Origin of the sequence: Streptomyces sp. NBC_01003 (assembly GCF_045162695.1) — a bacterium.
GTDB lineage: Bacteria > Actinomycetota > Actinomycetes > Streptomycetales > Streptomycetaceae > Streptomyces.
In genome coordinates, this window is sequence record NZ_CP108707.1 from 6,196,583 (window position 1) to 6,215,581 (window position 18,999).

15 protein-coding genes and 1 pseudogene are annotated in these 18,999 nt (G+C 65.8%); 8 read left to right on the forward strand and 8 right to left on the reverse strand.

The features are described from left to right. Nucleotides 1–25: 25 nt before the first annotated feature. From OG698_RS28275 to mycP (OG698_RS28290), 4 genes are read left to right on the forward strand one after another with little or no spacing between them, the layout of a single operon-like run. Nucleotides 26–595: a hypothetical protein gene (locus OG698_RS28275; protein WP_406106273.1), complete on the forward strand. Its 570-nt coding sequence runs from the start codon at nucleotides 26–28 to the stop codon at nucleotides 593–595. After that, nucleotides 595–2,238, forward strand: a complete 1,644-nt coding sequence (locus OG698_RS28280) for a hypothetical protein (RefSeq protein WP_406106275.1) — start codon at nucleotides 595–597, stop codon at nucleotides 2,236–2,238. The genes OG698_RS28275 and OG698_RS28280 overlap by 1 nt, the downstream gene beginning before the upstream one ends. Before the next feature lie 3 nt (nucleotides 2,239–2,241). After that, nucleotides 2,242–3,621: a type VII secretion-associated serine protease mycosin gene (mycP, locus tag OG698_RS28285; protein WP_406106277.1), complete on the forward strand. Its 1,380-nt coding sequence runs from the start codon at nucleotides 2,242–2,244 to the stop codon at nucleotides 3,619–3,621. 11 nt (nucleotides 3,622–3,632) lie between these two features. Further along, on the forward strand, nucleotides 3,633–4,952 hold the full coding sequence (mycP, locus tag OG698_RS28290; protein WP_406111326.1) for a type VII secretion-associated serine protease mycosin: 1,320 nt from the start codon (nucleotides 3,633–3,635) through the stop codon (nucleotides 4,950–4,952). 10 nt (nucleotides 4,953–4,962) lie between these two features. Here the strand turns inward: mycP (OG698_RS28290) and OG698_RS28295 are convergent, their stop codons facing one another. The 4 genes from OG698_RS28295 to OG698_RS28310 all read right to left on the reverse strand — a co-directional run bounded on the left by OG698_RS28295 (nucleotide 4,963) and on the right by OG698_RS28310 (nucleotide 11,094). Then, the gene (locus OG698_RS28295; protein WP_406106279.1) at nucleotides 4,963–7,041 is read right to left on the reverse strand and encodes a protein kinase domain-containing protein; all 2,079 of its coding nucleotides are present in this window, start codon (nucleotides 7,039–7,041) and stop codon (nucleotides 4,963–4,965) included. Between the two features lie 44 nt (nucleotides 7,042–7,085). Next, complete coding sequence (locus OG698_RS28300) at nucleotides 7,086–9,305, reverse strand: protein kinase domain-containing protein (protein WP_406106281.1); 2,220 nt, start codon at nucleotides 9,303–9,305, stop codon at nucleotides 7,086–7,088. A gap of 9 nt (nucleotides 9,306–9,314) precedes the next feature. Next, nucleotides 9,315–10,253: a serine/threonine protein kinase gene (locus OG698_RS28305; RefSeq protein ID WP_406106283.1), complete on the reverse strand. Its 939-nt coding sequence runs from the start codon at nucleotides 10,251–10,253 to the stop codon at nucleotides 9,315–9,317. 166 nt (nucleotides 10,254–10,419) lie between these two features. Beyond that, nucleotides 10,420–11,094 carry a hypothetical protein gene (locus tag OG698_RS28310; RefSeq protein WP_406106285.1) on the reverse strand — a complete coding sequence of 225 codons (675 nt, stop codon included), beginning with the start codon at nucleotides 11,092–11,094 and terminating at the stop codon, nucleotides 10,420–10,422. A gap of 159 nt (nucleotides 11,095–11,253) precedes the next feature. On the opposite strand from OG698_RS28310, the gene OG698_RS28315 reads away from it, so the two are divergent. From OG698_RS28315 to OG698_RS28330, 4 genes are all read left to right on the forward strand, one after another. Then, nucleotides 11,254–11,424, forward strand: coding sequence for a hypothetical protein (locus OG698_RS28315; protein ID WP_406106287.1), 171 nt, complete (start codon nucleotides 11,254–11,256; stop codon nucleotides 11,422–11,424). A gap of 72 nt (nucleotides 11,425–11,496) precedes the next feature. Continuing rightward, nucleotides 11,497–11,967 carry a hypothetical protein gene (locus OG698_RS28320; protein WP_406106289.1) on the forward strand — a complete coding sequence of 157 codons (471 nt, stop codon included), beginning with the start codon at nucleotides 11,497–11,499 and terminating at the stop codon, nucleotides 11,965–11,967. Between the two features lie 26 nt (nucleotides 11,968–11,993). Beyond that, on the forward strand, nucleotides 11,994–14,249 hold the full coding sequence (locus OG698_RS28325; RefSeq protein WP_406106291.1) for a hypothetical protein: 2,256 nt from the start codon (nucleotides 11,994–11,996) through the stop codon (nucleotides 14,247–14,249). After that, entirely contained in the window at nucleotides 14,250–14,915 is a 666-nt protein-coding gene (locus OG698_RS28330; protein ID WP_406106293.1) for a hypothetical protein, read from the forward strand. It begins immediately after the preceding gene. 127 nt (nucleotides 14,916–15,042) lie between these two features. Here the strand turns inward: OG698_RS28330 and OG698_RS28335 are convergent, their stop codons facing one another. From OG698_RS28335 to OG698_RS28350, 4 genes and pseudogenes are all read right to left on the reverse strand, one after another. Beyond that, nucleotides 15,043–15,561, reverse strand: coding sequence for a hypothetical protein (locus OG698_RS28335; protein WP_406106295.1), 519 nt, complete (start codon nucleotides 15,559–15,561; stop codon nucleotides 15,043–15,045). 104 nt (nucleotides 15,562–15,665) lie between these two features. Next, a complete protein-coding gene (locus tag OG698_RS28340; RefSeq protein ID WP_406106297.1) occupies nucleotides 15,666–17,942 on the reverse strand; it encodes a hypothetical protein in 2,277 nt (758 codons plus the stop codon). A gap of 5 nt (nucleotides 17,943–17,947) precedes the next feature. Continuing rightward, complete coding sequence (locus tag OG698_RS28345; RefSeq protein ID WP_406106299.1) at nucleotides 17,948–18,382, reverse strand: hypothetical protein; 435 nt, start codon at nucleotides 18,380–18,382, stop codon at nucleotides 17,948–17,950. Nucleotides 18,383–18,620: 238 nt separating this feature from the next. Beyond that, a pseudogene (locus OG698_RS28350) lies at nucleotides 18,621–18,984 on the reverse strand (Uma2 family endonuclease); the annotation flags it as partial. Between the last annotated feature and the right edge of the window lie 15 nt (nucleotides 18,985–18,999).

An 18,999-nucleotide genomic window follows, 5' to 3' on the forward strand; every position in this document is an offset into this window, starting at 1 on the left:
GGACGCGGGGAACGGGGAGGACGCGATGGCAGAGGCAGCGGACAAGGGCGGCGGCAGCGACGGCTCGCCGTGGGCCTTCTTCGGCGTACTCGGAGCGGTGGGGGCGGCTCAGGCGGCGGTGGGCGAGGTCGTCACCGAGCTGGAGTCGTTCACTAAGTTCCAGCAGCGGGTGGATGAGCTGATCAAGGATTTGAAGGAATCCCCTGCCGGTCCCAGGAAGGTCGGCCAGGAGGCCCTGGCGCGAGCGAAGTTCGGTGGCGGGCCGAAGGGTTGGCACGAAGCGGATGGCGTGTCCTCTCAGTACGACACGGTGATCACAGATCTGGAAAACCTCTCGAAGCTTCTCTCGGACTCGATAGAGGCCATGGGTATCGCCGTCCTGGCCTCCCACAAGGGTTACAACAACGTGGACATGGACGTACGGCGGCGGATGGCCGCGATCAGCGCCGAGGCCACCCACCACTGGGGTGGTGAGTACAACCCGGAGAAGGAGAAGCAGGAGTCGGAAGGAAAGTCCAAGGGGGCGGCTCACGCCGACGGGTCGGACAAGCCCGAGAAGGACACCAATAAGGGCTACAAAGCGGGGAATGCGTAATGGCCGGACAGGGCAAGAAGACTCGGTTCGACGGCATGACGCACGAGCAGATGCTGGCCTGGCTGGATGAGGCGGACGCCGGCACGGTCCAGGCAGCGGCGGACAAGCTTGCCTCCGCAGCCAAGGAGATCCACAGCATCGCTGAGGAGCTCAAGATCCGTCCCCAGTGGGTGAAGTGGAAGGGCGAAGGCGCCGATTCGTTCCGTGTGTGGGCGGGCAAACTGGCCAACGCCACCGTGGCGTTGGGCGACTACAGCCAAGACTCGTCGAAGTGGCTCGGACACGCGGCCGAGGCGATCGGCAAGGCCAAGACGTCGGTCCCGCGTGACAAGAACGTCGACGCCAACATTGACTCGGCCCGCTCCGCGCACAACGACCCGGACGCGCAGACGATCCTGTCGAAGAATATGGCGGTTCGTCAGCAGACCGCAGACGAAATGGAGAAGCTGGGGCAGGCGTACTCGCTCTCCACCTCGCAGATGGCTGCGGCGAGGAAGCCGGACCAACTCAAGTTCCCGCCTCCGCCGACGGACATCCAGGACCCGGACCGCGCGAAGCTGGACGGGGGCGGTTACCGACAGCGACCGGGAACCGGCGCTCAAGGAGCAACTGACGGGGGTGCTTTCGCCTCGGGTGGCGCCCACAGCAGCGGTGCGAGCCCGGCAAGCCACGCCACCGCGACGGGTAGCACGGGAGTCGATCGCGGGGGTCTGGAGAACGCGCCGTTGCCCGCTGCGCATGGGAGCGTCGCACCTCCCGCACGCATGGGCGTCGACTCTGTCGGTGTTCTTCCTGAAACTTCGCATACGCCCTCACCGACGACGAGCGGCCCACCTGTAGGTCCGAACCCGGTCAACCCCGGGCCGAGCGGAAATCCCGCTCCGGGTCTCATCCCGCCCGTCGCCTACGGAAATGGCGCAGGCCGTGGGCCAGGCCCTGCTGTCGGTTCTGCACGCGGGCTCTCCCCTACAGCCGGTGGCGGCAGTACGCAACGACCGACCAGTCCGACGGCGTCCGGCGCCACAGGCCGCCCGTCGAACACCGGTGGGCGCGGACCGATGATGCCTGGCCAGAACCAGACAGCCGCAGGGCGTCCCGGCACGCCTGGACGTTTGCCGACCACCAATGGAGTGGCGGGCGGCCGCCCGCAGCCCGCAACGGGCAGACCCACTACAAGCATTCCGCGCGGCAAAGTCATGGGCGGCGAAAGCGCCACTGGCGGGCGCAACGCTACGACAGGTCAGGGTCCGGTAGGCGGCAGCAGGCCCAGTACGACGGGAGCGGGCCCTCGCGGGGGCACGGGTCGGCGAGTCGGCGGAGCGACTGGAGACAACGGCGGAATCGTCGGCGGCCGGGCGCAGCAGCAGAGTCGTGCCAATGCCCGCACCTTCAGTTCGGGTGGCTCCGGCTTGGTACGCGGTCAGGGCGGACCGAACAGCACATCGTCCGACGAGTCACAACGCTCAGGCCAGACAGGGCGCAGCGGGGTGCCACCGCATGGCTCCCGTCCTGGACCCGGCCGCGACGAGAAGCCGGAGGAGCGTCCTGGCTACGTCACGGAGGACGAGCAGACCTGGACGCCGGACGACCGGCGTAACGTGCCCTCGGTAGTCGACGATCCCGCGAAGAACAGCGAAAGGTAGCGCATGACCACCACCAGCTCACGTCGCAGACGCCGCAGCACAGGCGCTTCGGCCTTCCTGGGCCTGCTGTTGGTGGGTACCGCGACAGGTCCCGCTCACGCGGACACCACTCGGTCCGAGCAGTGGTTCCTCGACACCATGCATGCCGAGAGCATGTGGAAGACGAGTACCGGCGTGGGCATCACCGTCGCGGTGATCGATACAGGCGTGGACCCCCAGAATCCGGACCTCAAGGGCCGGGTTCTGCAGGGCAAGGATCTCGCCGAGGGGCTGTCGGGAGACGCACACACCGACTACGACGGCCACGGTACGGGTATGGCCGGTCTGATCGCGGGCACCGGAGCGTACAGTGGTGGCCAGGGTGCCTTCGGGCTGGCGCCGGGCGCCAAGATCTTGCCGATCCGACTGCCCGACGGCTCGAAGGCCAACAACGGAGCCGCCGCGGACGCCCAGTTCCTTAAGGCCACCTCTACCGGCATTCGCTATGCCGCGGACCACGGTGCGAAGGTCATCAACGTCTCGCAGGGTGTCGAGGATGATTCGGAGCAGCTGACGGAGGCCGTCGAATACGCCCTGAACAAAGGCTCGTTGGTCTTCGCCGCGGTAGGGAATACCGGAGACGCGGGCAACGATGTCCAGTTCCCTGCGGGTACGCCGGGCGTTGTGGGCGTGGGCGCGGTGGGCAAGGACTTGAGCAAGACAACGGAATCGCAGCACGGCACGCAGGTGGACATGTCGGCTCCGGGCGACAAGATGCTGCATGCCTGCGGTGGCGGGACCGGGTTGTGCGAGACACACGGCAGCAGTGACGCCAGCGCATTGGCGTCCGCGAGCGCGGCCCTGATCTGGTCCAAGCACCCGGACTGGACGAACAACCAGGTTCTCCGGGTCATGCTCAACACCATCGGTGGCCCCGTGGACGGCGCGAAGCGCAACGACGGCATCGGTTATGGAATCGTCCGCCCCCGCATCGCCCTGAAGACCCCCGGCGACCCCGGCCCGGCCGGCAAGTACCCGCTGCCGGACTACCCGGTCGTGGCATCCAAGCCACCCGCTGCCAAGCCCTCCAAGGGCGCCCAGGCCCCGGACGACACCAACTCCGCCGCGCCGGCCGCCGCGTCCCAGGGCGACGACAGCAACACCCCGCTCTGGATCGGCATCGGCGTGGGTGCCGCCACCCTGGTCGCCGCGGGAATTGCCATCCCGGTCCTCCGTAACCGCAGGCGCCGCAGCGCCCCACAGCCGCCCGCATACCCGCACGCCCAGGCTCCCGGTTCCGGGCAGCCGCCGTATCAGGCGTACAGCGCGCCCCAGAATCACGCCGGCAGTCACGACCCGAACTCGTTGTACGGCGGCCCGCAAGGACCGGGCCCCTCTGCGTGACAGCGACATTGATGGACGGGCACCGGACACGTTCCGGCAGGCTCCAGCGCGTAGCGGCAACCGCGGCCCTCGGCCTGTTGCTGGCGGGTGTCGCCGCCGCCCCCGCTCACGCGGAATCGATCCGATCCCAGCAGTGGTACCTGGACCGAATGCACGCCGAAGAGATGTGGAAGGTCAGCACGGGTAAGGGCGTTACCGTCGCCGTCATCGACACCGGGGTGGACTCCACAAACCCGGACCTCGTCGGCAGAGTTGTGCCGGGTTTGGACCTCGCGCCCCGTTCGCCTGGCGACGAGCGGACCGACTACGACGGGCACGGAACCGGAATGGCCGGTCTGATCGCGGGGACCGGCGCGTACGGCGGTGGGCGAGGGGGGTTCGGACTGGCACCGGGCGCCGAGATCATGCCCATTCGCATTCCTGATATCAATGACGCGAACAGCCGGGGTGAGCTGGCGACGAAGGACAACCCTGTCTTCGCGAAGGCCATTCGCTACGCGGCCGATCACCACGCCCAGGTCATCAACGTTTCCCAGGAGTTGATTGAAGGCTCGTCCGAGTTGACCGCGGCGGTGAAGTACGCCATGGGCAAGGGGTCCCTGATCTTCGCGTCGGTGGGCGAGGGCGGTGACGTCGGCAGCACCCTGAACTACCCGAGTGCAACGTCTGGCGTAGTGGGCGTCGGTGCTGTGAATAAGGAAATTTTCGCGACCGCCACGTCTCAGAAAGGCGAACAGGTCGACGTATCCGCCCCCGGTGTCGACATGGTTCACGCGTGCGGGACCAAGATGAGCAAGACCGGCTTCTGTAAAACGGCCGGGACGGGAGACGCCACTGCCCTTGCTTCCGCCAGCGCGGCCCTGATCTGGGCCAAGCACCCGAACTGGACCAACAACCAGGTGCTTCGGGTCCTGGTCAACACCAGTGGCGGTCCGACGGACGGCTCGAAGCGTAACCACGCCATCGGATACGGAGTCGTACGCCCGCGCATTGCCCTGCCCCAGCCCGGCAACCCCGGTCCGGCCGGCAAGTATCCGCTGCCGGACTTCCCGGTTCCCGAGGTGATCACGTATCCGTCACCGAAGGCATCGGGCGCTGCGGCGCAGACCGCCGCCGAGGAGAGCGACAGCGACGCTTCGCTGGGGATCGGAATCGGCGTAGGCGCTGCTGTGCTGATCGGCGCGGGCGTCGCCATTCCGTTGGTTCGACGTCGTCAGCTGCGTGCGTCGCCGCCCCCGCCACATGTGCCCAGCCCGCCGCAGTCTCCCCAGTACACCCCGTGGCCCGCCCCGAACCACCCCGGCGGCGGGACCCCGTCCAGCGGACAGTAGGAGCCCGAGATCAGAAGACCGACAGAGCCGTGACCGAGTTGCCGTGTTGCACGAAGACGCGATTGCCGCCCGCCGCCACGTCGAGGTAGTCCGTCTTGGGCAGGTCGTACGCCCACCTGGCCTTGCCGTCCTCGATGTTCATGGTGCTGACCTGCGCAGAGTCTTCCCTGTACAAGTAAGCCCACAGGCCGCTTCCTTGACGTAGTACAGGGCTGAAGTAGCTCGCTTCACCCAGCGTCGACCAGACCTCGGATCCGTCCTTCATGAGGATGCGCCGGGTGTGGTCCCCGTCGTTGGCGTAGATCGAGTCCCCGTACACCAAGGGCGGCCCCCACGCCCTCGCGCCGAGGCGATACGGGGGCTGGGACTCCCACAGCTTCTTCCCGTCCCGCAGGCGACGCGCCGTCAGGGGCTCGCCGTTGAGGTAGACGACTCCCTTGTGGACGGCCGGAGCGATGTCCAGATCCGTCGTCTGCGGGAACGACCACACCGGATGGCCGTCGCCGGTGGCCATGGTGAGGATGCCGCCGTCGTCCCCCACGAACACCAGTAGCCCGTCACCGATGACCGCCCGGTACTGGACCTTTCCGCGGTATTCGGCCGGGAACTTCGACGTCCAACGGATCTTTGCGTCGGAACGGCTGATACTGCGCAGCTGGTCGTCATCGGTGAGTACGTACACGGCTTCGTCGTCCGCGGCGACGAGCGCTTTCGCCCCCGCCGACCGGCACGTCCACTTGGGTCGGCCGGTGGAGGCGACGAACGTGTGGAGCGTTCCCTGCCCGTCGGCCATCGCCACCAGCTGGTCCGACAGAGAGAGGCACCCGGCCTTGACCTGCGCCTCGGGCACCGTCCACCGCCGCTTTCCGTTCCTGACGTCGTGCGCGCTGTATCCGCCGCTCACGGACGCGAAGACGATGACGTCCCGTACGGCAAGCAGGCCCCCGTGTGCGGCGTCCATCACGTCGGCTGCGTTCCACAGGCTTGTGGGCTTGCCGCCCGCCCCGGTGTCGAGCGTGGCCTTGGGCGTGCGCACCGGCGGCGGAGCGTAGAAGGGATCCTTGCTTTGCTGTGCTTCCTTCTTCCTCCGCGCGCCCAGCCACCAGGCGGTCCCGCCGCCTCCTGCTGCCAGTACCGCGCCGCCTGCGGCGAAGCCGGTGATCAGCCGCCGCCGGGTCAGGTTCGGGGCGTCCTCCGGCGAGACCTGAGTGGTCAACTGCCGTGCGTCGGCCTCGCGTCCCTTGATCGTCTCGGCGAGTGGCCCGTGCCGCCAGACCCGACGGGCCTTCCCGGGCTCTTCGAATGCGGTCGTGATCTGGCCCGGCGTGGGCCGTGCCGCCGGATCCTTGGCCAGGCACGGAGCGATCAGCGTTGTCAACTGCGGTGAGATTCCGTCGAGGTGGGGCTCTCCGTGCACCACCTCGTACTGGACGGTGGCGACATGCCCGCCGCCGTACGCCGGCCTGCCCCCGGCCGCGTAGACCAGGACCGCGCCCAGCGAGAACACGTCCGCTGGGGGCGAGACGCGCTGTCCGAGGACCTGCTCGGGCGCGCCGTAGCCGGGGGTGACCGGGACCTGGCCGGTGGTGGTGAGGGTGAGGCCGTGCTCGGGGCGGGCGATTCCGAAGTCGATGACGCGCGGTCCGCTCGACGTCATGACGATGTTCGGCGGCTTGAGGTCGCGGTGGATGAACCCGGCCGCGTGGATGTCCGCGAGGGTGCGGGCCAGCGAAGCCGCGAGGGCCCGTACAGCGGATTCGTCGAGCGGGCCGTGAGAGGCAACGGCCCGGTCGAGGGTCGGCCCGGCGAGGAACTCAGTGGCGATCCACGGGCGCCCACCCTCGGTCTGCGCCCCCAGCACCGCGGCGATTCCCGGACTCCGTACGGCGTGCGCGGCCTGTGCCTCGCGGACGAAACGATGTGCCAGATGGGTGTCATGGGCGAGTTCGGGACGTAGCACCTTCACGGCCGCGAGCGTCCCGGCGTCGTCCCGGCCGACGTAGACCTTGCCCATTCCGCCCTCGCCCAGGACGCCGAGCAGACGGTACGGGCCGAGGCGGAGGGGGTCGCCGGTGCCGAGGGGATTCATGAGGGCTGGCTTTCTGGCGTAGGGGAGAGGGCGTTATGGACGGGTCATGTGAGTGGGTACGCGGCCACGGAGTTGGCTGCGACCGCGATGATGACGCCGTTCTGCTCGTCACCGAAGAACCGCTCGCCGGAAGTGACATAGGTCCGAGCGACGGTGTGTGAGGTGAGGCTGATGGCTCTGAGCGTCACCCCGTTCTTGTAATACGCGTACCGGGTGCCGATCACGGGACGGCAGGTCGTGAAGGCATTGCCCGCGAGTTCGCTCTTCTCCGCCCATCGCTGCTTTCCGGTGCGCGGGTCCACGGCGACCAGGCCGGCCCCGTCCACGGCTGCGTACAGGACACCCGATTTGAGGGCCGGGGGGCTGTAAGTCTCTCCGTACCCGTGGGCAGGCCGGGAGTTCCAGACCTGCCGACCGTCACGCAGGCGCAGGGCCCGCAACTGCCCGGCGCCCAGGTAGACGAGAGAGTCGTCCGCCGCGATGCTCTCGCGTACGGTCTCGGGGTCGTCGACGGGATAAGGCTCGTCCCAACTGACCACACCTGTACGGGAGTTTCGTATCACGACCCGTACGGAACCCTCCTCGCGCTCCTGAAACGTAATCAGGCGGTTGCCGACGACCTGCGCCGAGAGGAAGTGCAGTCGCTTGCTGTCGTCGGGCCGCGACGGCAGAGGCCGCGCCCACAAGGTCTTGCCGGTGTGGCCGTCCACGGCCCGAAGGGTCCATTTCTGGCTCGCGCGGAACTCGCCCGCGCCACTGGGCGGGTCCGCGCCGTCCCCAACCGCCAGGTAGAGGACCTCGTCGGAGACGCACAGAAGCTGGTTGCCCCTGAGACGGCCGTTGCTGTCGGAGAGGCGGGCGACCGTGGCGAGCACTCCGCCGCCGTCGCTGCTCACGCTGTGAATCTCGAGTGGGGGTTGCTTCTGCTTCGAGTCCGGGTCGGGCTCCTCGATGCGGTACACCTTGCCGTCGGCCACGGCGTACTGCCAACTCCCCGCTCCGCTGATGACGCTCCACTTCGCGACGCCGGTGCGCGGTGCAAGCCCGGCGAGGCCTCCGCGGTCCATGAGGACGGTGCCCGGAACGGGATGAGGAACGAGCGGGCCGAGTTCATGCTGGCGGTCGCGGTCCGAAACCTTCCACAAGGGGGCGAGCCCTGTCGTCCGCTTGGCGGTCGCGCCGTCATTGGCCTGCGCACCGTGAGGCCCGGGGCTGGCTTCCGCCCCGGACTGGCCACGCCAGTACCAGAACCCTCCTGCTGCCGCGGCGACGCCTGTTACGCCACCACCTCCGAGGGCCAGGAACCGACGCCGCGAGACGGCGGCCGGCTTCGTAGGCACCAGTGGGGGAGTTCCCTCAGCAGGCGCCGCCATCCTTCGCGCCACCACCCCCCACACCTCACTCGCCCGACGCCCGATCTCCGCTAGGAGCGTGTCCGGGAGATAGTCGGCGAATTCGCCGCTGCCGTCGTGGAGGTGGGTCGCGATCTCGGCCGTGGTGGGGCGCAGGCCCGGGTCCTTGGCGAGGCAGCGTGTCAGCAGGGGGACGAGCGCGGGCGGTACGTCGCCGAGATCCGGCTCCGCGTACCGCACCCGGTACAGCAGGTCCGCCGGCTGGCCCTGCCCGAACGGGCCGTGGCCGGTCGCCGCGAAGACCAGGACTCCCGCGAGTGCGAACACGTCGCCGGCCGCGTCGTGTTCCTGCCCGGTCGCCTGCTCGGGGGACATGAAGGCGGGCGTGCCGACGGCGGCGCCGGTCCGCGTGAGCCGGGCGTCCCCGATCGCCCGGGCGATTCCGAAGTCGATGACCTTCGGCCCGTACGCGGTGACCATGATGTTGGACGGCTTGAGGTCGCGGTGGACGACATCGGAGCGGTGCAGCTGCCCGAGGGCGTTGGCGAGCGCGGCTCCCAGAGCCCGGACCGACGCCTCCGGCAGGGGGCCGCTCCACTGGACGGCGTCGTCAAGCGGCGGGCCGAGCACGTACTCGGTGGCGAGCCACGGCGTCTCCGCGTGCGGATCGGCGTCCACAACCTGAGCCCCGTACCGGCCGCCGATGACGCGCGCGGCATCGACCTCCAGACGGAAGCGGGTACGGGAATCCGGATCGGCGGCGATGCGCGCGTGCATGGTCTTGAGCGCGACGGTACGGCCGCGGGCCGTGCGCCCGAGATAGACGGTGCCCATGCCGCCGCTGCCGAGGCGGGCCAGGAGCCGGTACGTGCCGAGGGCGACGGGGTCGTCGTGCGTGAGAGGGGAGGGCATCGGTCGCTGTCAGTCCTGAGGGCGGGCGGTCGGGGCGAGCGCGTCGGGCTCCGACGCGAGCAGCGCCGCCGACTGATGCGCGATGGCGGCGATGACGCGGGCCGGCAGCCAGCCGGGCCCCAGGAGGGCGGTGGCGCGTGACCCGGTCTGCGTGGCGACGGGTGATGTGGAGGCCGGGGTGAACGCCTCCTGCAATTCCGCGAGTTGAGGCCGCTCGCCCGGGTCGCGTGCGAGGCACCGTCCGATGACAGTCCGTAGCGCCGGCGGCAGCTCGTCCCGTTCCGGGGCTGTGGTGCCGGTTGCGGCGTACGCGAGGGTCGCGCCGAGCGCGTATACGTCGCCCATGGGGCGTGGCCGCCCGCCCGCGGTCTGCTCCGGCGGCAGGCTTCCCGGGTCGAGTCCGGGGAGACCGGAACGCGCGGTGCCGTCGGGAGCGGCAGCCCGTACGGCTCCGAAGCAGGTCAGACGGGGGCCGTCGGCAGCGAGGAGTACGGCGGCGGGGGAGACGCCCGCGTACGTCAGGTTCTGTCCGTGCGCGATGGCGAGGGCCTCGGCGAGAGCGGCACCGACGGCGCGGACGGTGCGCTCGGGGAGCGGGCCGCCGTGCACGGCGAGCGCCGTGGGCAGAGGCAGCGCGGGCACGTACGGGCGGGCGTGCCATGGAGCGTCCCCGGGCTGGGTCAACTCCGTGGCGGGCGAGACCCATGGCCCCACTAGGTACCGGGAGGCGTTGGCTTCGACCATGAAGCGTTGGGCGTCGGCGCCGGCGAGCGGAACGCTGAGGAGAACGGTCCGGTCACCGTCCGCGCTACGGGCGATGTAGCGGGTCTCGGGGACGGGGGCGGCGCCGCGGGAGGAGGGGGCGTCGAGGCGGGTGATGACGGTGTAGGGACCTGTACGCCGAAGGGCCTGACCGCCGCTCCTCACCCCTACCTCTGGCGTGCGCATATGCAACTGTCCCCCCGTCCGTTTCAACTGCTCGGCGAGACTACTAGAGGGGCGGAAGGGGGCTGAACGGGCAGCTGGTGGGGTGGTTGGGCTGCGGTGTACAGAACGATCGCACCGGCACCGCAACCCTCCTCGACCGGCCGCCGCGAGACCGGAGGCGGCGCCCTCACCCGACGTCAGGCGCCGCCTCCGGCAGGTTCTCCGCGTCGGCGCACTGCCGGATGTCCTGGGCGGCGTGCCGGGCGGTGTCGGCGGCGAGCGCCGCCGCGCTGGCGCGTACGGCGCCGTCCTTCATGTCTGTTCCGCTGCCGCCTACGCCGACCGTGACTGACAGAAGTTCGTCGCCGCCCGAACGGACCGGGCAGTTGACGAAGAGGTGGGCGCCAGAGCCGTTCAAGTACCCGATCGCGTCCCCGAGCATCAGCGGCGTATGGCCGGACTTGCGGGCATCGCGCTCGGCGTCGGCGCGGGTGTAGTCGCCACCCTGGAGCAGCCGGTACTCGACGTCTACCTTCGCCCCTCCGCCGCTCAGCAAGCACTGTCCAAGTGCCCAGCCCCGCATGGCGTCCTGACTGTGCCCGGCGGAGGCGAACTTGTAGGCGTTCCGCTCCTGGAACTTCTCGCCGTGCTCAGGCATGAGGTCCTTCACGGCCGCGCCGGGCAGCGACTTTTCGCACACCTTCCCGGGTACCGCCACGGCGGGCTCCTCGTCGGGCCACAGCAGCCAGACGCCTGCCCCAGCCGCCAGAACCAGCAGAACGCCCACGACGACGGCGGTGACCCTCCAGGGGCGGCCGCGCGCCGGGAGGGAAGCCGTCGCGGTGGGGGCTGTTTCCGTCATGTCCTCATCCTGTGGACCTGTACCTGGCGTGCGCACGCGAAACCGATCCCCCTGCTTGCTTCAAGAATCCTGCGAGCGTGATGGTTATGAGCGTTGGTGAAGAGTACGCATCCCAGAATGGTTCAACTTCGAGTCATCTATCGCACGCTGCTCCAGCCCATGGTGCCCACCACCGCTCCAGCCAACCCGCCTCTTACCATGATCGGCATGGCAGGGGCTGATTTTTATGAAGATTCGCACAGTATCTATGCAATTGAATTGCGAATAAAAGCACTCAACTCGAATCACGGGCAATATCGGACATTGCTCAATCGTTGGCAATGCTTGTGAGCGAGTGTGGTGGCTCGCTAGGTTGGCGTGGAGTGTGACTGGTCCTAGTACTCGGCACGGGGGAGCGTCCGGGTGGCATGGGAAGAGTGGGAGCAGCTCAAGGCGCAGGCTACTGACCGGAGTTCAGCCCATATGCGGCTGAATCAACTGGCAGACGTGGGCGGTAGCGGTGAGCAAGGCCTGATGGTCTATCAAGATGATCTGGGGGCTGTCGGGCATGAGGCTCACGAGCTTCATGGTGATCTCCATGCGCAGGCGGACATCGACGGCATGGGTGCGGACAAGCACGGCAACGGTTCCACGACGCGGGCCGCGGCCGAACTCAAGGCGCAGAATTTCGCGATGGGTGGAGCGCTGTCGCAGACCGTCAAGACGTGGGGCAGCCAGGTGGAGTCGCTGCTGCAAGCCTGCGCCCATATTTCGAACCACCTGAACTACTCCAAGAAGGCTCATGCTCACGACGACGCGATGATCGCGGCGTCAGTGAGGCACGCTGACGGTTCGACCATGTCAGTGTCGGAGCTCAACAAGTACTTCAAGTAGCGGGGGCTGCTGTGTCAGGCGTCACGATGACGGACCTTGCGGAAGTTGATCTCAGCAAGCTGGAGGCCAGCGTCGCCGACTGGAAGACAGTAGTAGGCAGACTGAAGGATCTGGCGGACAGAGCCGAGAGGGGCCTGCAGGCCAAGGCGGAATCCGCACGATGGACCGGAGTGAACTCGGATGTCACGCGGGCCTTCGTGGGGAAGACGGCCAAAGAGTTCCGGGATGCTCATGCCGAGGCAGACAGCATTTTCAAGGTTCTTGACGACGCCCACACCGAACTTGTGGGTATCCAAAAGAAATTGAAAACGGCCATCGGGAGCGAGGCGACGGAACTTGGCGTCAAGGTCGAGGACTACGGAAATCAAGACGGCGCCGCGACGATCCACGTCTTCTTCCCGCATGATCGCACCACGGATGACAGCCACACTCAGGATGAGCTCGACAAGGCCCACGGTTTGGCGACCCATATCGCCAACCTCGTAGCTCACGCCCAAGAAATCGACGCCTCTGTTACTCGGGCGCTGCAGAAGAGCTACGGAAAGGACAAGCACGACTTCGGGCATGAGACGTACGCATCCCTGGATGACGCTGAGCAGCAGCGCGCCACGGAGTTGGCCAAGCTCGGCCCGAAGATGAGCGACAAGCAGTTCACCGAGTTCAACTCCATCATGAAGTGGAACGCGACCGACGCAGACTTCACCACCGCCTTCTACAAGTCCCTGGGTGGGCCTGAGAAGACCCTTGAGTTCTACGGGCGCATGTCCCTCGATGGCACCGACGGGGACGACAAGAGCCGGCTGGCCTTGACCCGGCAGCTCCAGCACAACATGGGAACTGCGCTCGCCACTGCGACTGACTCTCACAACAAGCCGCATCTGTCGGACAGTTGGAGGTCTCAGTTCATGCGTCTGGGCACCAAGTCGATAGAGCTTGAGCCCGGCGCCATGAATCAGCCGTACGGCTATCAGATCCTCGGCGGTCTCCTGCGATACGGAGAATACGACCCAAAGTTCATCAATCCCATTGCGGAACACGTGGTTCAGCTGCATCACAAGGACCCGAACTTCTTCATGATGAACAAGCCGGAGAGCAGGGCTGACCTCGACTATGGGTTCAATCCTTCCGGAAAGGACGGGGCGGGTTACGACCCGTTGGGCAGCGTGCTGGAGGGTCTCGGGCACAGTCCGGCAGCGGCAGAGCAGTTCTTCTCGGACTCGTACACACCTACGGTCTACAACGAGGACGGCACTGTCGCGCACGGAAAGAGCCTTGGCTACACGTACTTCGACGAGCTGACCAAAAAGGACTTCAAGTGGCCGGCCGACACACTGGAAGGGCCGGGCGCCGCTGGTGACGAAGACATGAAGCGGGTCCACGGGTACGGAAAGGACGCATTGGGGCACGCGCTGGAGGCTGCAACGACAGGCGTTCCCTACGGAAGCGACGGCCCGACTCCGCCGCACTCCGAGAAGGGCGCGGCGATCTTCCACAACATCGTCGAACGCTACGGGACCAGTCCAGCAGATCTCGATGACTCTCCGATGCGGGACAGTCTGGGGAACATCACTGCCGACTACATGCGGGACGTCCAGGGTGGTTTCAAGGGCGATCCCTCCACCGTGGCCACGCATGGCGCGAGCGCTAATCTTGGAGCGGCTGTCGGAAATAACACTGGTGGGCTCCCTCCCGAAGCTCTCAAAAACTTCCTGACTGCAGTTGGGAAGGACCCTGATGCCAATGGCGCTATCCTCGCTTCGCAGCAAGCTGTCACAGCTGAGTTGGTGAATGGAGCGATCAAGGATGGGCAGGGCTACGGCTATGTCTCCGACAACGTCGGAAATGAGACCCAGCCGGGCGCGCGTATTGCCGGAATAATGGCGCAATCCCGCGGTGACGCGATCTACGACGACAAGATCGCCGACGACGCAAAGTTCAACGAAGGGCTGGGCACGGCGGATAAGTGGGTCGGGCGGATCATCGGGATGGGGGTGGGCAAGATCCCCGTTGCGGGTGATGCCGTGGGTTGGGTCACCGAAGACATCCAGGAGTCCGTGGTGTCGAACTACACCAGGGATTCCAGTGCCCAGGCCAGCATGGACAAGGACACCTACATCGAAGGGCAGCAGGCGTCGTCAGCGCAGGCCATTTATGACGCTACGAAGAGTGGTGCCCTCGAGGCGGGATACTCCGCAGACCGGGCTGACACGCTTGCCGAGCATGCGAAGAACGAGGCCCTTGCCAGCTACGGGCTCGGGATGCAGGGGGCGGGGAGAAAGTAGATGAATACGGTCCCGAAGGTTCGGCGATTCCGTAAGTCGTGGCTGCTTGCCGGGCTCTCGGTATTGGTCATCATTGTGGGGGTGCTTGTCTGGTCCTCCCGGTCTTCCGGCAAGAAGGTAGTGGCGATCCCTGGCAGCGTGTGCCAACAGGCATTGCCGAGTAGTGACATTAAGGCGCTCTTGCCCAAGGAGGGGGAGGAGTTCAAAGAGGTTCCGATAACTACAGGATTCGCGCTCCCGGCGGAACCCTCCGTGCATGGGGGTGGAGGGAGTTGTGACCTGTCTGGGGGCGGACAGGCGATCGGGATTCAATACAATCTCCTCCTCGATGGATATCCGGACGAAAAGATTCAGAAGGATGCGGCACGAGCGGGCTTGAGGGCCCTCAGTCTCGGTGAGGCGAAGGGGTACGTGGGGCAGGTCAAAAGGCACCCGAAGGATCTAACGACTGCCTCTCTGTACATGGACTGTCCGAAGCCGGAGGTCCGCGACAGTAAATACGTGCTCAATGTAGCCGTCACGAGGACGGGAAACCGTGCCGATGCAACCACGCGTCAGCACGTGGTGTCCCTGATTTCGGAAGCCACACGCGTCGTTGCCCGGGAAATCCTTGGCTGTAAGGACGCGGGGAGGTTGCCCAATGGCCCTGCCAAGGTCGAGCGGTGAGCTTCCCTCCATGAGGGTCCCCCCACCAATTTCCGCCGACAGTTCGGGTCCACAGTTGGTCTGGCTGGCGGGAGTGAGTTGACGTCCCCATGTTGGCAGCGGAGGCCCACGCGTCGTTGCCCAGACGTCACTTGCAGTCGGACGAAGCGCGAACGGCCTGTGTGTACGAGGCGATGAGTCGCTTCATGGCAGCTGCGTCACCATCAACATCGGACGCGAAGACTTGGATGACAGAGAAGAGAGCCTGTTCGGGATGTATCGGGTCGGCGCAGCCTTCAATGCGTCCCACTGCGCCCGTGCGCGAGTACATGTAGCGACTGTCATCCGTCAGGGTCCCGTCGTCCGTTTTGGCGTTAGAGTTGGCCATTTGGGCGACGCTATCCTTCTGTCCTGCCCAGATCCGACTTGAGACAAGGGCGACTTTTCCGTCAACCGAGACTCGGCAGCGATTGGTTCCACCGTTCGGAGTCGCCTGTTGCACAGTGACTTCCTTTCCGGCTGGAAGGAATGAGGACCAGTCTCCCTTCCCTGTGGGGATGCCGCACAGTGAACTCGGGAGCGTGTATTCCTTTTCCTTCTCGCCGGAACAGCCAGCCACTGTGATGGCTGCGGTGACGAAGACCGCCGGTAGGATGCGACGGTGCATCTTTGAATTCTCTCTGAGGTATAGACTGTGCAAGTCCTTTGAGCCCTTCGTGCTAGTCGCGTGAGAGGGGTGAGGTGTTAATTTCAGTATGAAGAATTAGTCGGCTAGATATCTGTTTGCAGATCCGCGCCCGTTGCTCGAACGTTTGTCTCGGCCATATTGAATCCGTCCCGGGCGCCAGTGCGCGCCCATTCACCGACATCGGGAAGGCTGCGGTGATTCGCCTTGGCTGCTTCTTCTGCCGCGAGCTCCGTGTAACGGAGGTTCCTGTCCATGCCATTCTCCCAATGCTCTCCCATGGCTTGGCCAGCATTGCTCTTTTCATCTCCCTCGGCATTCTTGAAGAGCTCTTCGAGAATCATGCTGCTGGCTGTTCCGGCAGCGCCGCCCACTGCGGCACCGGCGACAGGGCTGGCGATGAGGGCAGTTCCGACTCCGGTTACTGTACCGACGGTGCCGGAGGCCAGGTTTTTCCACTGAGCGACGGAGTGGTCGTACGCCTTGTCGCTCACGTCCGCGGGGCCAGCAACCGCTTCCTGGCGGCCGATAGCGAGAGTGCCCGATAGCTCTCCCGAACCGTAGGCGATTTGCTCAACCGTGAACTTCGGGTCCGTCGAGTAGCGCTGATCTGCGGGGAGGTCGGGGTTGAGGTGGTACTCCATAAGGTTGCCCATGTACTTCTTCTGGCCAACCTCGACAGCGGCGTATCCCTCGGGATTTTGTCCGACAGACATGAGGAATCGAGTCACATCGCGGTGATCCGGTGTGGCAGTTGTTCCCGAGATGGGGAATAGGCGATCCGTGTCCCCGTCCGGGTCGTCCGTCATGGCTCGATTCATGTCGGGGAGATATTCGGAGGCGATCTGCCCCATGCTGTCCGACATGTAACTGTGTTCCGTCAGACGCGTGTTGTCGTCCGAGATGGATGAAACAATGCTCTCGAACAACTTCGCCTGCCCTGCGTTGTGAGCAGGTGTGTCCAGCGTCGGAATTTCACCAGCTGGATGTCCAGTCGTGGCGGCTTCCAACGCCAGTGCCAGATTGTTCCGCCCGGTATTGATCTCGTCGCCGTGGGAGTCGGTTTCTTCCGGCCACTCCCGCTCCTCGAACAGGTACTGGAAGTTGGACAGTTCCTTCTTGCCCATCTTTCCGTCGCCGTCCGTGTCGTGCTCGAACGGGTTGCCCGGGTCATTCTTCGAAATGTACTGCTCGTTGAAGAAGTCCGCAGCCGCGTCAGGGCTGTTGGAAATACCCTTCAGGTAACCCGTGAGTGGATCCGACCCGCTGTCCTCGCCGATCCGGTTGAGCATCTGGCCGGTGCCGAGTTGTTGCCATGCCGTGTTGTCGTGTTCGCCATTGCCGGTGAGCTTGCGCTCGGTGGCCATGAGTTTGGTGCCGTAGTCCTTCATGAACTGGTCGTCGTAGTCACCAGTTCGCATCAGGTTGCTCATGACCTGGAAGCCCATGGGGCCGCCTCGGTCGCCGTGGATGGGCTTGTCGCCGAGAGCGATGACGTTCCGCCGCCAGTCGTCCATCGCGGTCGAGTCGCTCTGCGAGGCGTGGGCGAGAGTCATGCCCAAGTTGCGCTGCATGTCGTCGAGTTGGTTGAGACGATCGCGCCCGATTTCCCAGTTCACGTTGGGGTCGTTGATGCCGGCCCAGAACTCCATGGTCTTCTGTGGGCCGAGCGTGGTGGCGAACCGCTCTGAGAACAGTTCGTCGTTCTTGTACTTCTTCAACCCGGCGTTGATCCGGTCGAAGTCCTTGACCGTGAGGTCCTCGGGGTTCTTCCTGGCGATCTTGGCCAGCTCTTCGGCCGCCTTGATGGCCGCCGCAGCCTCGTCCCGGTTCTTGTATTTCGCGTCGGAGAATCCAAGCTCACTCTGATCGGCGATCGCCGTCAGTACCTTGCTGGCCGAACTGTCGCTTTCAGCCGCCTGGTTGAGGATCTTCTGGACCTCGTCCCGGAGCGCGGTGACCTCGCTCTGGTCAGGTTCGGGCGGCGTGTGTCCCTTCGCGGCGCGGACCGTGAACCCGCCGTCGCCGGTGGAGGTGACCGTCAGGTGCTTCTTCTGGCCCCGGCCGATGGCGTTCTTCAGATCCTCCTGGTACCCCTTCAGCTCACCTACGGTGTCGGCGAGGATGCTGTGGATCGTCTTGGCCTGGGTGTGAGCATCAGCGAACTCGCCGGCAGTCTTACCGACGAACTCCTTGGTCATCTGGGCGTTCATGCCCGCCCAGATGGCCTTGTTGGCGGCTTTGTGCAGTCCGTCTTCAGCCTGAGTCTCCAGCTTCTCCAGGTTGCCGACGAGCAGGTTCCAGTCCCCTACGGCGTCATCCAGCATCTTGAAGTTGGCGTGGTAGAGCGCGTCGAAGTCCATCAGGCTCAGTCGTCCTTCTTCTCGCTCGGCTTGCCGTAGTACGCGGGGTTCGGTTTCCCGGCCTTCCCCACGCGCTCGTCGAAGCCCTGGTCGAGCGTGTCGATGCTGCTCATCGTGCGGCGGATGTAGTCCTCGTCCCCGTTGTGGATGGACTGCGTCCTGTGGAGATGGTTCGAGATCTGTGCGCAGGCGTCCAGGAGTGATCCGAGTTGCTTCTCCCAGCGGTTCGATACGTGCTGAAGCCCCGCTGCGAGGTCGAAACCTTGCTGCTTGAGGTTGCTCGCAGCCGAGTTGCTACTGGAGTTGGCCACCTTGCCTTCACGGCCGAGGTGCTCGAAGAGGGAGTGCGCCTCCCTGCCGATCTTCTCCAGGTCGGCGTTCTTGACCTTCAGGTCCCCGAACGTGCCGGCGCCTTCGGGGGCCACGTGATTGATCTGCATCTGCGTAGACCGCCGGGCCTCCGCGTCGGTCTTGAGTTACTCCCACTCTTCCCATGCCATGGGTGAGTACCTTCCCCCGTGCGCGCTGTGCGTCCCGTGCGTCTGGTTGCTTTCGCGACTGCCGAATGTGCCGACTGCGATCAACCTAGCAACGGAACTATCAAGATCACATTGTGCGATCGTGATCTGGCGGGAACTGTGTGTGAGCGCGCGGGGTGTGGCGTGAGTGGTGCGTGGGTCAGTGGTAGCGGGGGAGCGTGTCTGTGGGGATTGTCCAGTCGGCGATGGTGACGGTCTCGCCGTAGACGAAGTCCTTGCGGGTCGCGTAGCGGGGGCCCTCGAGGGTGGGGTGGATGTCCGTCATTACGGCGCCGGTGCCCGTTCGGGGATCGAAGATCACGTAGGCGGGATGCCCAGGAGTGGGTAGTCCCTCACCTTGCTGCCCCAGTCGTTGTCCGGGTTGGAGCGTGAGACGACCTCGATGAGGCGAGCAGCGTGCGTGGATCGAATGCGCCCTCGCCCTCCATGTCGGCCTCGGCGATCACGATGACGTCCGGGCGGCGCAGGATCTGGTGGGGCTCGTCCTCTACGTCGGGGATTCCTATGTATAGGGCAAG

Coding starts and splice junctions, on each gene's coding strand:
- OG698_RS28335 (WP_406106295.1), bottom strand. CDS start 15,561: ATGCACCGTCGCATCCTACCGGCGGTCTTCGTCACCGCAGCCATCACA.
- mycP (WP_406111326.1), top strand. CDS start 3,633: ATGGACGGGCACCGGACACGTTCCGGCAGGCTCCAGCGCGTAGCGGCA.
- OG698_RS28310 (WP_406106285.1), bottom strand. CDS start 11,094: ATGACGGAAACAGCCCCCACCGCGACGGCTTCCCTCCCGGCGCGCGGC.
- mycP (WP_406106277.1), top strand. CDS start 2,242: ATGACCACCACCAGCTCACGTCGCAGACGCCGCAGCACAGGCGCTTCG.
- OG698_RS28275 (WP_406106273.1), top strand. CDS start 26: ATGGCAGAGGCAGCGGACAAGGGCGGCGGCAGCGACGGCTCGCCGTGG.
- OG698_RS28315 (WP_406106287.1), top strand. CDS start 11,254: ATGGTGCCCACCACCGCTCCAGCCAACCCGCCTCTTACCATGATCGGC.
- OG698_RS28345 (WP_406106299.1), bottom strand. CDS start 18,382: ATGCAGATCAATCACGTGGCCCCCGAAGGCGCCGGCACGTTCGGGGAC.
- OG698_RS28280 (WP_406106275.1), top strand. CDS start 595: ATGGCCGGACAGGGCAAGAAGACTCGGTTCGACGGCATGACGCACGAG.
- OG698_RS28325 (WP_406106291.1), top strand. CDS start 11,994: ATGACGGACCTTGCGGAAGTTGATCTCAGCAAGCTGGAGGCCAGCGTC.
- OG698_RS28305 (WP_406106283.1), bottom strand. CDS start 10,253: ATGCGCACGCCAGAGGTAGGGGTGAGGAGCGGCGGTCAGGCCCTTCGG.
- OG698_RS28330 (WP_406106293.1), top strand. CDS start 14,250: ATGAATACGGTCCCGAAGGTTCGGCGATTCCGTAAGTCGTGGCTGCTT.
- OG698_RS28300 (WP_406106281.1), bottom strand. CDS start 9,305: ATGCCCTCCCCTCTCACGCACGACGACCCCGTCGCCCTCGGCACGTAC.
- OG698_RS28340 (WP_406106297.1), bottom strand. CDS start 17,942: ATGGACTTCGACGCGCTCTACCACGCCAACTTCAAGATGCTGGATGAC.
- OG698_RS28295 (WP_406106279.1), bottom strand. CDS start 7,041: ATGAATCCCCTCGGCACCGGCGACCCCCTCCGCCTCGGCCCGTACCGT.